The sequence below is a fragment of the Pseudanabaena sp. Chao 1811 genome (assembly GCF_027942295.1).
Taxonomy (GTDB): domain Bacteria; phylum Cyanobacteriota; class Cyanobacteriia; order Pseudanabaenales; family Pseudanabaenaceae; genus Pseudanabaena.
Window position 1 is genome coordinate 356926 of the sequence record NZ_CP101416.1, and the last position, 13185, is coordinate 370110.

Annotated in this window: 12 protein-coding genes and 1 pseudogene; 9 read left to right on the plus strand and 4 right to left on the minus strand. The window is 43.7% G+C overall.

All coding sequences use genetic code 11. The features are described 5' to 3' along the window. Positions 1–49 precede the first annotated feature (49 nt). A complete protein-coding gene (locus tag NMG48_RS01610; protein ID WP_271253716.1) occupies positions 50–1828 on the minus strand; it encodes a dipeptide ABC transporter ATP-binding protein in 1779 nt (592 codons plus the stop codon). A gap of 493 nt (positions 1829–2321) precedes the next feature. Beyond that, a complete protein-coding gene (locus tag NMG48_RS01615) occupies positions 2322–2801 on the minus strand; it encodes a transposase (protein ID WP_271253717.1) in 480 nt (159 codons plus the stop codon). Between the two features lie 377 nt (positions 2802–3178). Between NMG48_RS01615 and NMG48_RS01620 the strand changes: the two genes are divergently transcribed. After that, positions 3179–4390, plus strand: coding sequence for an IS256 family transposase (locus tag NMG48_RS01620; RefSeq protein WP_271251743.1), 1212 nt, complete (start codon positions 3179–3181; stop codon positions 4388–4390). Between the two features lie 34 nt (positions 4391–4424). Here the strand turns inward: NMG48_RS01620 and NMG48_RS01625 are convergent. Then, positions 4425–5352, minus strand: a pseudogene (locus NMG48_RS01625) (IS1/IS1595 family N-terminal zinc-binding domain-containing protein); the annotation flags it as partial. Between the two features lie 53 nt (positions 5353–5405). On the opposite strand from NMG48_RS01625, the gene NMG48_RS01630 reads away from it, so the two are divergent. From NMG48_RS01630 to NMG48_RS01650, 5 genes are all read left to right on the plus strand, one after another. Then, positions 5406–5660, plus strand: a complete 255-nt coding sequence (locus NMG48_RS01630) for a hypothetical protein (protein WP_271253718.1) — start codon at positions 5406–5408, stop codon at positions 5658–5660. A 148-nt stretch (positions 5661–5808) separates the two neighbouring features. After that, entirely contained in the window at positions 5809–6327 is a 519-nt protein-coding gene (locus NMG48_RS01635) for a glyoxalase-like domain protein (RefSeq protein WP_126387581.1), read from the plus strand. Between the two features lie 128 nt (positions 6328–6455). Further along, positions 6456–7625, plus strand: a complete 1170-nt coding sequence (gene carA, locus NMG48_RS01640; protein WP_271255224.1) for a glutamine-hydrolyzing carbamoyl-phosphate synthase small subunit — start codon at positions 6456–6458, stop codon at positions 7623–7625. A gap of 63 nt (positions 7626–7688) precedes the next feature. Next, entirely contained in the window at positions 7689–8780 is a 1092-nt protein-coding gene (locus tag NMG48_RS01645; protein ID WP_271253719.1) for a RuBisCO accumulation factor 1, read from the plus strand. A gap of 235 nt (positions 8781–9015) precedes the next feature. After that, the gene (locus tag NMG48_RS01650; RefSeq protein WP_271253720.1) at positions 9016–9624 is read left to right on the plus strand and encodes a hypothetical protein; all 609 of its coding nucleotides are present in this window, start codon (positions 9016–9018) and stop codon (positions 9622–9624) included. A 127-nt stretch (positions 9625–9751) separates the two neighbouring features. On the opposite strand, the gene NMG48_RS01655 is transcribed toward NMG48_RS01650, so the two are convergent. After that, complete coding sequence (locus NMG48_RS01655) at positions 9752–11440, minus strand: protein kinase domain-containing protein (protein WP_271253721.1); 1689 nt, start codon at positions 11438–11440, stop codon at positions 9752–9754. A gap of 90 nt (positions 11441–11530) precedes the next feature. Here NMG48_RS01655 and NMG48_RS01660 point away from each other — a divergent pair, with 90 nt between their 5' ends. From NMG48_RS01660 to NMG48_RS01670, 3 genes are all read left to right on the plus strand, one after another. Next, entirely contained in the window at positions 11531–12169 is a 639-nt protein-coding gene (locus NMG48_RS01660) for a flavin prenyltransferase UbiX (protein ID WP_271253722.1), read from the plus strand. 2 nt (positions 12170–12171) lie between these two features. Next, positions 12172–12759 (plus strand): LapA family protein, encoded by a 588-nt coding sequence (locus tag NMG48_RS01665; RefSeq protein ID WP_271253723.1) that lies wholly within the window; start codon positions 12172–12174, stop codon positions 12757–12759. A gap of 237 nt (positions 12760–12996) precedes the next feature. Next, a complete protein-coding gene (locus NMG48_RS01670) occupies positions 12997–13182 on the plus strand; it encodes a hypothetical protein (RefSeq protein WP_271253724.1) in 186 nt (61 codons plus the stop codon). Positions 13183–13185 lie beyond the last annotated feature (3 nt).

The window sequence follows — 13185 nt, forward strand, 5'->3', positions numbered from 1 at the left end:
AATGAGTTATATGCGTTATAGAAATGATGCTTCGCATCATTTCTATAACCTAATTATTGACATAGGGAATACGTGGAATCGAAGCGATTAAAGACTTGGTGTATTCATGTTGGGGATTGGTCAACACTGCCTCAGTACTGCCCTGCTCTACAATTTTACCCTTACGCATCACCGCAATGCGATCGCAGAAAAATTGAGCCACGGCGAGATCGTGGGTAATGAAAATATAAGTTAGCTTAAATTCCTGTTTGAGGTCACGCATCAGTTGCAAAACTTGGCTCTGAATCGACGCATCGAGCATACTCACAGGCTCATCGCAAATAATAAATTTGGGATGCGTAATCAAGGCGCGGGCGATCGCTACCCGTTGCAATTGACCACCTGACAAGTCCGAGGGATAGCGATCGGCAAGCTCGGAATTAAGTCCGACTTTTTCCAGAATTGCATAGACCTTATCCTTAGCCGCTTCGAGATTGGGGGCAAAGTTATGAATTATCAAAGGATCGGCAACGCTGTTAAAAACAGTCATATAGGGGCTAAAGCAAGCGCGAGGATCTTGGAAGATCATTTGCATTTGCGATCGCATTTGGCGCAATTGCTCACCCTTGAGTTTGGTTAACTCCACCCCATTAAATCGCACAGAACTACCGCGATCGGGTTTAATCAATTGCAAAACTGCTCGACCCGTCGTACTTTTGCCAGAGCCACTCTCGCCAATAATGCCAAAGGTTTCTCCTGACATTATTTCTAAATCAATGCCATCAACTGCTTTGACTAAACCACTAGAAGGATCAACAAAGCGCGTTAACAGATTTCCCCCCGTAACATAATGCTTTTGTAGGCGATTGACATGGAGAATCACTCTGGGAGCTGGTTTCACAGAAGTCACAGACTTCTCAATCATCGCAAATTCTTGACTATTTCCTTGAGCATTAGTCTGTTCTTGACTATCTTCTAGAATATTGATATCAGAAGCTACAGGAGCATCATCTGCAATCTCTTGATTAATTTCCTCCCCAGTATCTTGATCTTGAGATTCAGATTCATCTGTTCTGATAGTTAATGCTTCTGGATTGAAATGGAGAACTGAAGCTAGCAAGCTTTTGGTATAGGGATGTTGCGGATCGCGGAAAATCTGCTCCACATAGCCAGTTTCCACAATATTCCCGTTATACATTACGGCAATGCGATCGCAATATTCCGCAACCATACCAAGGTCATGGGTAACTAACAACAAGCCCATCGATCGCGTTTTGCGAAGTACCGTTAGCTCCTTGAGAATATCAGTAGCAACGGTGACATCGAGGCTCGTAGTTGGCTCATCGGCAATTAATAAAACAGGATTTAGCAATAGTGATAAAGCGATCGCCACTCTCTGCCGCATCCCGCCGCTAAATTCGTGGGGATATTGCTTAGCGCGACTAGGATCGATGCGAACTGAGCGTAGGGCATCATGTATGCGTTGTTTTGCCGACTGCGATGAAAGTTTCGGATAGTGGGAAGACAATACTTCTAACCCGTGATCCTCAATGCTCATCAAGGGATCGAGCCTTGTCATCGGATCTTGGAAAATTAAGCCGACCTTTTCGCCGCGCCATGTTCCATCCTTTTTCTCCGCAATTTCTTCCCCATCGACACAAATCTTCCCCTCAACATTGGCATATTTGGGTAATAGCTTGATTAGAGATCGCCCGATGGTGGATTTACCACAGCCGCTTTCACCAATTAATCCGAGTGCTTCACCTGCTTGCAAATGAAAAGTCACGCGATCGACCGCAGGCGTTGCTTCGCCATAACGAACAGTCAAGTTGTCAACTTCAAGCAGCATGATTTTTTGGGGCTTTTTAAGAGTTAATTGATAAGCATCTCAAGCTAAAATATCATGCTATTGCCACTTAATCGCCGCAAATAATTGCTGAGGTGACATTTGGAGAATCAATGATAGCAGTTAAGGGCAGGGCAGGGCATTCCCGATTTGAGGCGATCGCAGAATTTCTAGATTGTGACACGAATGCTCTGCTTCTGAGAGAACTATGAAATCAATCGCCGTAGGGGTAGAGCATTTGCGGCAATGTCTGCAAATTACCACCAAAATCTCTATACGCAAATGCTCTACCCCTTGGGCATTTATCGATAAATTATCCCTGCGGTTTGGGGATTGTCAGTGAATGCTGGAGGTTTGGGCGAGGTTTGGGATTTTCGGTGAATGTTGGAGGTTAAGGGCAGAGCATTCCCAATTTAGACACATTTGCAAAATCATAAATTTCTGTGGGAATGCTCTGCCCCTACGGGAATTATGGGAATGCAAACATTATTTCAATTTATTTGGTATCGCGATCTGTCCAATTAGCTGGGTTGTTTTCAATGTATTCACGCAGTTTTTTTAATTCCTGCTCAGTCTTTACAATCCTTTCGCAATAGTTGCGTTGCCAAATTGATATGCCGTAGCTTTTGTTAATACGGTTGATTTTGCGAGAAGAAATAGATTTAAAGTTTTGAATGATGTTGGCTAAGGAGGATTTTTCCTTTGATTCGGAAATTATGATAATTCCATGTAGATGATCGGGCATCAGAATAAATCCATCAAGTTCTACATTCGGAAAATGCTGAGGAATTTTTTGCCATAGGTTAGAAACAATTTGACCGATCGCATTTATTTTCATTTCTCCGTTATCTATCTCTCCAAATAAATGCTGTCTTTGATAGCAACAGATGGTTACAAAATAGATTCCTGCATTTGTATAATCATACCCCTGCAAACGAATAGAACGCCGATGATGAATTTCAGGGTTGTAAGACATAAATCAAATGCGGAAAGATGACAAATGGTAGGGGTAGAGCATTTGTGGCAATATTTACAAATTATTACCGAAATCTGAATACGCAAATGCTCTACCCTCTTGGCTTTTACCAATAAATTATCCCTGCGGTTGGGGGATTGTCGGTGATTGTTGGAGTTTTTGGGCAGAGCTTTCCCAATTTAAGATGGTTACAGAATTTATAGATTGGGCACTGGTGAGTTAATTAGTGAGACAATGAAATCCCCTAGAGGATAATAATTCCAGCATAGAAACGGGACGATAAAAAAGTCCGATCGGAGAGTGTAAAGTGAAGTGTGTAAAGTCTGGGATATATACAGAGAGATGATCTAGACACACAATTACCAACACTAAAACTGATGAATATACGCAAAGAATTGCTCGACGAATTGCTGCAAGAATGTAAAACACCACCTGACCTATTCGGAGAAGGAGGAATCCTGAAACAACTGACAACCGCGTTGGTGGAGAGAGCCTTGGAAGCAGAACTATCAACCCATCTGGGATACGGTAAGCACGAACCAAGACCAGAAGGACAAACCAACAGTCGCAATGGCTATAGCCAGAAAAAAGTGCAAGGTGACTTTGGCGTAGCCGAAATCGCAGTCCCCCGAGATCGGCAAGGGGAGTTTGAACCGCAGATGGTGAAGAAAGGACAAAGTCGCTTGTCAGGACTAGATGAAAAGATCATTGCTCTCTACGCACGAGGTATGAGTGTCAGGGATATTCAAGCCCAGTTGCAAGAAATGTATGGTGTTGAAGTATCACCAACACTTATTTCCAATGTTACAGATGCAGTAATTGACGAGGTGAAGCAATGGCAAAACCGTCCCCTTGAAGCAGTCTATCCAATCGTCTTTCTGGACTGTCTAGTCATCAAAGTCCGAGACAATGGCAGAGTGATTAACAAATCCTTGTACTTTGCCTTGGGCGTGAATATGGACGGGTACAAGGAATTACTGGGTATGTGGATTTCTCCGAATGAAGGTGCGAAATTCTGGTTGTCAGTACTCACCGAAATTCACAACCGTGGGGTCAAAGATATTTTGATTGCATGTGTCGATGGCTTGACTGGTTTCCCTAATGCGATTGAGACGGTATTTCCTAAAACTCAGGTGCAGTTATGCATTGTCCACATGGTCAGAAACTCGGTCGCTTTTGTACCTTGGCAACAACGCAAGCAAGTTTGTGCTGACCTCAAGGCTATTTATAGCGCGGCGACGGAATCGGAGGCTGAGTTTAATCTCGAACTCTTTGCTGAAAAGTGGGACAAGCAATATCCATCAATCTCCAAGTCTTGGCGCAGTCATTGGGCAAACATTATCCCCTTCTTTGCTTTCCCGACCGAGATTCGCAGGGCGATTTATACCACCAATGCGATTGAGTCGATGAACAGTAGTTTGCGGAAGGTGATTAAATCCCAACAGATTTTTCCCTCTGATGATGCTGCTTTCAAGCTCGTTTATTTAGCAATGCGGAATATCTCGAAGAAGTGGACGATGCCGATTCGTGATTGGAAACCTGCTCTTAATCGCTTTGCCATCCTCTTCGAGGATCGTCTCCACGTCTAGCTTCTAGACTTTACACATTTTACTTGACAGTCTCTCCGATCGCCATAGCAGGAGTCTTATTCTTACCCAAGCCCACATGAGGTCTCACCCAGTTGTGAACTAGTCTTTGCACAGTGACTGCTCGTTGTAATCCTTTGGTATTTTTCGCATACAGGTTCTGTCTGCGACGATAAGCACTACATCTCCTTCTCAAAGCACTGTTGTTAGCTTCATTGTGATTGGCATGAATGTCACACTTGTCGCTAATAGCCGTATAGGGATGCTCAGGTTTGAGCCATTCGACCCGACGATTTCCCTGTGAACCCTTGATTTTGATCGCAACTTCTAAGCCATGTCGCCATACCTTGCGATGTCCATACTCACGGCTTACTTCGGTGGATTTGAGGTGCACACTTGCCATTTGCCACAGTTGCTGAGCGTAGTGTCTTTCGCCATCAGTAAACCATCGGATGTATTGACTCATTTTTGCCCATTGCCATGCTGTTTCTGTGGCTTTAGCAAATAGTTCAGTATTTTTGAGTCCTGCTCTTGCTTCAATCCAATAGCGACTCTTACGCTCAATGAATGTCACTGTCCAGCCTTTTGACTCACTGGGGGGAAAGGTTCTCGCCTACGCGAGTATAAACTTCATCGCCCTCGATTGTGACATCTCCTCCTGTTGGGGCGGATGGACTCCATTGTTGGGATTGGGTTGCTAATTTTTGCTCCCATCTCATGATGCTGACATGGGATTTTTCCAGTACTCTCCCACTAGCTCTGATTCCCATCCCTTCACTCCTCATCTTCATCGCTAAGGACACTACACTTGCTGGTGTTCTCAGCCTTGACATTGGCGTTCCTGTCCTTTCACTGAATCTCTTGCCGCATCCTTTACATAAATAATTCTGAACAACTTTTCCGTCTTGGTGGTGATGTTTGCCGTTTTTGATTGTCTTTTGGCTTTGGCAGTGGGGGCATTCCATGGCTTTCTCCTTGGCTCTGCTTCTATTTTCTCATGCCACTAATTTACTGACCAGTGCCAGATTTAAAGAAGATTCTAGAAAATAACCCAGATGGGATTACTTTTTTTGAAGCAAGTACAAAAACAATGGAACTAAATCCTGCAAGACGGTTGCATTATGAACAATACATTAGACAACTTCGGGATGAACAATTAGTTGAGATAGTAAGAGATGATAAGGTGTTTAATGGTAATGGCTCTTTAAAACGACAGGACATTATTAGAAAAAGACGAACTACTCAGCTATCCTTTTTTAAATTCCCTTTTTAGAGATTTATTCCTGACAATTTTTAGTCAATATCCTAAAAAAGCTTGATTAGCGTATAACTTTGTTTGAGATCGTGTAGTTTGTGACTTAAACCTATGACAGTTGAGTTAAACTAAAAGCCTAAGTCTCTTAATATGTAGTTGCTTTACGATGGAGTCACTGTTTTCTACTCAAGGCATCATGGTTATGCTGCTCGGTGCATATGCTGTTGCCATGTGGATGTTTCTCACCAGCGCACCGAAAGTACATACGATCATGGTTTCTGACCTCGATCAAGCGCGATATTTTTACGAAGGCGAGTTAAAACTGCCGATCGCTGATGTGCCGCTACATTATTACTATGGCTATGAATACGGCATGGGTGCACCTGCTGATCCTATTTATATCCCTGCCACGGCACGAACCGCTAAGTCTAAATATTCAGCAGACATGGAAGGCGCATGGTATCAACTAAAGAAGAATGTGCAACTGCATATAGTTCCGGGAGCAAATACCACAGATTCCAATCGCAGTCGGCATATTTGTTTTAATCGCGACTGTGTAGAACAACTCTTGTTGCAAATTCAAATTAAAGGCATTAAGCACAAAGTCCGTAGCGAAAAGCCACTTAACTTTTTAGTCAAAGATCCTGATGGACAGGTAATTGAAATTGCTGAAGTGATTAGCTAATCAAAAAATAATCTATAAAGAGGGCTTGCATTGCAAGCCTTCTTTTTTGATCTTGTGACCTAGATAACGTTTAGAATGATCGCTAGTGTCCAAAATAAGTGGACAGCAACGAACGAGTATTTGAAGATATGGCAACAAAGCAAGCAGCGATTTTGGTCTTGGCGGATGGTACTTGTTACCGAGGCTATGCCTTTGGCGCGTCTGGAACCGCGATCGGCGAAGTGGTATTTAATACAGGTATGACTGGCTACCAAGAGGTAATGACCGATCCCAGCTACCGAGGACAAATTGTTACTTTTACCTGCCCTGAACTTGGCAATACAGGCGTAACCCCCGAAGATGATGAATCCGATCGCCCACAAGTGCGAGGCGTAATTGCACGTAACATTACGGCTGTCCCAAGTAACTGGCGATCGCGTCAGTCCTTACCCGATTACCTCAAGGCACATAATGTTGTTGGTATTGCAGGGATCGATACTCGCGCTTTAACACGCAAATTGCGATCGCTCGGTGCAATGAATGGCGGCATCTCTACGGAAATCCTCGATCCTGAAGTATTACTCGCTAAGGTGAAAGCAGCACCATCAATGCAAGGGCAGAACCTCGCTCAAGAAGCTTCCACCGATCGCATTTATGAATGGACAGAAAAAACCATCTCTGAATGGGAATTTGTGGAGCCATCACAGTTAACAGGTGAAGCCTTAACAGTTGTTGCGATCGACTTCGGCGTAAAGCGGAATATCTTGCGCCGACTCGCCAGCTATGGTTGCCGCGTGATCGTTGTTCCCGCCGATACCCCCGCCGAAAAGATTCTCTCTTACAACCCCGATGGCATCTTCCTATCCAACGGCCCTGGCGATCCCGCCGCCGTTACCCAAGGCATTGAAACCGCTAAGGCTTTGCTAGCTGCGGACAAACCAATGTTTGGAATTTGTCTAGGACACCAGATTTTAGGCTTATCGATGGGCGGCGACACCTTCAAGCTCAAATTTGGACATCGCGGACTCAATCAACCTGCCCAAAACCAAGCTGAAAATGCCGATCGCCGAGTGGAAATCACTAGCCAAAATCACGGGTTTGCCCTCACAGGTGAATCCTTTGACTCCTCTCCCGCGATGTTGACCCATATCAACCTCAATGATCGCACCGTCGCAGGGCTAGAGCATAAAACCTTGCCGATCTTCTCGGTGCAATATCACCCAGAGGCTAGCCCCGGTCCTCACGATGCCGATTATCTCTTCGAGCGTTTCGTGAACTCCATGCGCGAACACAAAAATTCTAAGCAGGTTGCTGCTTAATTTACCCTCACCCCAACCCCTCTCCCGCAGGAGAGGGGCTAAAAATCCATTTATAAAAATACTATGCCAACTCCCGTAGCCAATCTTCCCACCGACTCTGAAGGACTTTTGAGACTCTTACGCCATAAGGAAGGAACTTGGGTGCAATGGGGAATTGCTTGTCAAATGCTGCAAAAAATGGGTGAAAACTCCCTTGCAATTTTTGAAAATACTGGCTTTGAACCAATTCAACAAAACCAGATTGTGGTTGCGTCTCAGGTCTATGCCAGTCTACAAGCAGGTAATGCGGCGGATATTGTATTAGCTCATTTTGAGCAGAAAGGGAGTGACATTCTCAATGAGTTGCGTGTACTCAATCAGTCTGAGAGAGTGGCGATGGCAACCTTTGCGCTCGAAAAAAATCTAGATGTTTTGGAAGCGAAAGATGTAGTTAAGGCAATGAAGGAAGCTGCATCTGTGGCTAATTTGCCAGAAGGATTTACCCGCCATCCGGGAGATGCCGTAGTTTTACAAATCCTAAAAGCAACACAAGGTAAAATTGATCCTCAGGAACGTACGAGATTGATTGCTCGTGGTTTACGCTTTGCTCACAGTGAGAAGGCTCGTGCAGCGATCGAGAGACTTCTTACCGATATGGCAAATCCTACTAAGAAGAAAGCTCCCAATCTTCCTAATTTCCGTTACGATGCTGAAGATAGTATTCCACGTATTTTGCCTGTTGTCGGCACTTTGCCTCTATCCGTGGAGAAATTTACAGCCGTGCCACAAGTGCAGGAATTAACTCCTTTTGGAATTGTCAGCTCCTCAGTTGAATCAACTTGGGCAACTCTCCCTGGTTGGTTTGTAGTCCACGAAGCTGAGGATGGGGTGATTGTTTCCTGTAATACTGATACTTTGCAATCAGCCATCAATCAAGAAGTACTTAGCTCTGTGCGCGATCGCGCTGAGGATATCTTGATACTAGTTGATCGCTCTCAACGCACATGGGATGAAAATAGCTATTTTGCGATCGCGGGTGAAGATGGCAACCTCAAGTTTGCATGGTTTGATACACAGCCAACCGTAGAAATTTTAGGCAAGGTCACTTTAACTTTGCGTCCCAAACGGTTCTTTGATGAAAAAGCCTCCCAAGATCGCTGGCAGTTTGAGGAATAATGGGCAATTACGATCCAAAGTTTTGACTGGCAAAGATGTATAGCAATCCTAAATGTTTTGTGGAAGCGCACCCCGCAGGGGTGTGCTTCCACAAAACCAAAAATCTACAAATGATTTAGGATTGCTATATTAACGTAAGTTCGACAACGCCATTTGCGCGACGCGAAGCGTCGCGCAAATGGCGTTATATTAATCAGGATTAAAGATTAAGTCAGAATCATAGGAGGCTTAGATAATGGCATACAGCGATTTTGATCTAAGAAAGGTTAAGCAGAACCTCGGCGTTAATTTAATTGAAAGGGAAAATCTTTTTTCATCTATTCAATGTTTTAGTATCAGTGCATATCTTAAAGAAACTCTAGCCGAAAATATTCCTCTAGCGCGTGCAATTAATACTGAAAAAGCGCGATCAGAGTTGATCATTGCCAATATTTTAGTTGAGTTAAGAAAAATTCTAGAGCATAAAATAAGTTTTTTTTCTGGAATTGAATTTAACGTTGATAAAGAAAAAGGACTAAATGGATTTTGTGATTTCATTATCAGTGCATCCACCGAACAATTAATGTTAAGTAATCCCATTGTTGCTGTTGTGGAAGCGAAAAATGAAAATATTATCGGTGGATTAGGTCAATGTATTGCGGAAATGGTTGCATCAAAAATTTTTAACGAACAGGAAAATGAGGCAATCGTAAAAAGAGTTTATGGAGTCGTAACGACAGGAACAACATGGAAATTTCTAAAGATAGATGATAGGGATGTGTATATAGATTTAGACGAATATCCAATTGAAAATCCTGAAAAAATTATCGGTATTTTATTAGCAATGGTGTCTCAGAATGCCTAGTATTGGGCAATGGTCATTTACAGCGCTTTGCGCTGACTTGAAACCCAGAGAAATTTTTGAAAGCGCGGCTTCGCCGCGCTTTCAAAAATTTCTCTGGACGACAAAGTACCAATTTTAAGATTTCTGGCTATGAACGAACTGGTAAGCAAATTGTACGGGTGACTTTACAATTAATCCCTTGATAATCGCGGCAAACTTTTTTAGCTGTATTTTCGGCAGTAATCGAACTGACAGCCCAGCCTGAGCCTGCTGCTCCATTAGAACCTTCGGCAAGGGACATACAAGCATTTCTTGACCAGATCAATACTTGACAATCTCCAGGGCTAGAGAGACTTTCACATTCACTTAAAGCTCTAGCTTCGGCAGCTTTTTGGGTAGTGAAATTCCAAGAGTATCCCTTATCTTGTGTTGAAGGCGATCGCGCGATCGCCCCATAACTGTCGGTTCGACTCAGTGGATTAGTTGGCGAAGGTGTTGGTGTAATGCTAGGAGTTGGACTGGGAATAGCTGTTGGGGTTGCCACAGGCTGAGTTGTTTCGGGACTAGGGGAAGCTGTCGGTGATTCTGTAGGAGAGGGACTTGCGGAAACAATGGGAGAAGCGCTAGGAGAACTTGAGACAGAGGGAGTGGTTGATATATCGCTCTTAGAATTGTTGTTGGAATTATTGTTGGAGCTATTGTCCGCCTGACGATTAGTTAGCTTTGGCAAGATCATCGCTGTGGCGATCGCCGCAAATACTGAGGTCAAGGCAATCAAAGCAATCCACAGAATTGGGCGAAAGTTACTTAAGGAATGGCTAGGAGCAGAAATCGTGGCATGGGGAGCCGTATGCGACGGCTGGGGAGTCGTGGGCGCAGGGACAGGCACAGTCGGATTGGAAGCAGGTGGCACATTAGAGCCTGAGTCTGGATAGGGTGAATGCGTAATTGCTTCGGTTGGGGCGATATTCACCGTAGGAATATTCGCAGGAATAAAATTAATATTGGTAGCAGATAGGGATTGTATGGCGTGTAAAGCCTCAATCGCCGATTCATAGCGCTGACTAAAATGATAGAACACCATTTTTTGCAATATTTCGGCAAATTCATGGCTAACTTCAGCGCGATCTCGCCACAAAATTTCACCAGTATTGGCATCTTCCTGCAAGCTATCGGGGGCTATACCTGTGAGTGCCTGAATGCCAATCATGCCTACAGCATAAACATCACTACTCAAACGAGGTTTACCCCTTGCCTGTTCGCTAGGCATATAGCCTGGGGAGCCAATACTAACGGTGACATTGGTATTTCCTTGGGAATCAGTACCTAATACACCAACATCCTTAACAGCACCAAAATCAATCAGCACAATTTTGCCATCTTGACGACGACGCATCAGGTTAGCGAGTTTAATATCCCGATGGATAACATTATTTTGATGGACAAAGGCGAGAACTTCTAGAATCTCTAGCAGTAGAGTAATTGTGGCACTTTCTGAGAGTTTGCGACCGATGGGAATCTCGGCGGCTAAGCTATATCCATCCACAAATTCTTGGACTAAAAAGAACTCTCCATTTTCTTCAAAGTGAGCAAATAGCGTAGGGATTTGGGAATGGGAATTACCTAATTTATAAAGGTATTCAGCCTCGCGTTCAAATAAACTTTTAGCGATTGGCAAAACCTGTGGACTCGTATCTTTAGGCTTAAGCTGTTTTACTACACATTTGGGATAGCCTGGTAAGTCTATGTCTTCAGCTAAGTAAGTATCTCCAAAACCACCACTTCCTAGCACTTGCAAAATTTTGTAGCGATTCCTTAATGTTTTGCCAACTAACATAGTCACCTACCCAGCTCTAAACCACTGCTATACCTTTAGCTTAACAAACAGCGATATGATTGAGCTAATATGCTTAATCTAGATTATTGAATGCAAAATCAACGGGCTATCGTGTTAGGAGTATCTGGAGCATCAGGCATGATTTATGCCGTGCGATCGCTCAAATTTTTGCTAAGTAATCATTACCACGTCGATCTGGTGGCTTCTAAAGCCGCGATGATGGTTTGGCAATCGGAAAATAACATTGCCATGCCCAGTAATTTGCGATCGCAGGAACAGTTTTGGCGAGATCAAAGTGAAACCGTGGATGGCAAATTAGTTTGTCATCAATGGGCAGATGTGGGGGCAACGATCGCCAGTGGTTCATTTCGGACATTGGGTATGTTGGTTATCCCTTGCAGCATGGCAACGGTAGCCAAAATTGCTCACGGTTTAAGTTCAGATTTGTTAGAGCGAGCTGCCGATGTCCACCTCAAAGAAGGTCGTCGTTTGGTGATCGTTCCCCGTGAAACCCCCTTAAGTCTGATTCATTTACGAAATCTCACAACCCTAGCGGAGGCAGGGGCAAGGATCGTCCCAGCGATTCCTGCTTGGTATCATAAACCCCAAACCATCGAGGATTTGGTAGATTTTGTCATTGCCAGAGCGCTTGATCAATTGGATATTGATACAAATTTAATCCAGCGTTGGCAAGGTAGAAAGACTGAAATTTTTGAAGGAGAGCAATAACTATGACGCGATCGCCCTTTGGTAAGCAATCACCAACGCCAAATACTGCTAGAAAAAATTCTTCAGGAGCGCTACCGATTGTCCAGCTTGTGATTTTGGGGATTGTGATCACCATTTTTGCGGCGGTATTTATCCAGAATCTGCAACCTCTGGTACAGGTTTTCTTTTTAGGTCAAAAGACTTTGCCAATTCCTCTGAGTGGAGCAATGTTAATTGCCTTTGTGACTGGTGGGCTGATTGCTTTGGTGTTTAATGTGATCGCTTCTTGGCAACAGAATCTCGCGATCCGTCGAGCAGTGGTTGCAGCTGGCTACGGGACAGAGGGAAAAAAGGAGCAGGTCAAACCTAGTAATCCTCCTAGTAGCTACCAAGCAGAGCGCTATTCTCAAGAAGAGGATGAGGAAGATTTTGAAGAAGATGAGTATGAAGAAGAAGATCTAGAGGAAGAAGAGGAGGAGTTTTACGAAGAGGAGGAGGAAGATGATGATCCTGATACTGTCCCCTATGGCGATCGCAAAAATTTAAAATCGGCTAAACCTAATCGTGAAAAACGCGATCGACCTCCCCTTGAGGCTCGATATATCAGATAGATATAAAAAAATTTTCGTGGCACGGCGAAGCCGTGCCACGAAAATTTTTTTATATCTAAAGTATTATGGTATTCGGTACTTTACATTGATTGTATCAATCTCTATCCAAAATAATTCGGTAGTGCTAAATAGGTAAGGATGGGCGGCGCTTCGCGCCGCCCATCCTTACCACAATAAATCCTTTCCTTTTTAGGACTACCAATAATTCCTAGTTCTTAATTTATAAAAGTCTTTACTATGTCAACTCCTGAAACCTTAAAAGAAAGATTTGTAGCGATCGCTAGCAAACGTGAATTATTAGTCCAACTATCCCTCAAGGATAATTTGGGTAGCCTGAGTATCGATGTCATCCAAGCTCTAGAAGAACTTGATGACCTCCTCATTGAAATCAGAAAAATCTTTCCCGATTGGCAACAGGACTAGATT

Excerpts from the sequence above, each read along its gene's own strand:
- NMG48_RS01610 (WP_271253716.1), bottom strand. The coding sequence starts at position 1,828 with ATGCTGCTTGAAGTTGACAACTTGACTGTTCGTTATGGCGAAGCAACG.
- NMG48_RS01615 (WP_271253717.1), bottom strand. The coding sequence starts at position 2,801 with ATGTCTTACAACCCTGAAATTCATCATCGGCGTTCTATTCGTTTGCAG.
- NMG48_RS01620 (WP_271251743.1), top strand. The coding sequence starts at position 3,179 with ATGAATATACGCAAAGAATTGCTCGACGAATTGCTGCAAGAATGTAAA.
- NMG48_RS01635 (WP_126387581.1), top strand. The coding sequence starts at position 5,809 with ATGGAGTCACTGTTTTCTACTCAAGGCATCATGGTTATGCTGCTCGGT.
- carA (WP_271255224.1), top strand. The coding sequence starts at position 6,456 with ATGGCAACAAAGCAAGCAGCGATTTTGGTCTTGGCGGATGGTACTTGT.
- NMG48_RS01645 (WP_271253719.1), top strand. The coding sequence starts at position 7,689 with ATGCCAACTCCCGTAGCCAATCTTCCCACCGACTCTGAAGGACTTTTG.
- NMG48_RS01650 (WP_271253720.1), top strand. The coding sequence starts at position 9,016 with ATGGCATACAGCGATTTTGATCTAAGAAAGGTTAAGCAGAACCTCGGC.
- NMG48_RS01655 (WP_271253721.1), bottom strand. The coding sequence starts at position 11,440 with ATGTTAGTTGGCAAAACATTAAGGAATCGCTACAAAATTTTGCAAGTG.
- NMG48_RS01660 (WP_271253722.1), top strand. The coding sequence starts at position 11,531 with ATGCAAAATCAACGGGCTATCGTGTTAGGAGTATCTGGAGCATCAGGC.
- NMG48_RS01665 (WP_271253723.1), top strand. The coding sequence starts at position 12,172 with ATGACGCGATCGCCCTTTGGTAAGCAATCACCAACGCCAAATACTGCT.
- NMG48_RS01670 (WP_271253724.1), top strand. The coding sequence starts at position 12,997 with ATGTCAACTCCTGAAACCTTAAAAGAAAGATTTGTAGCGATCGCTAGC.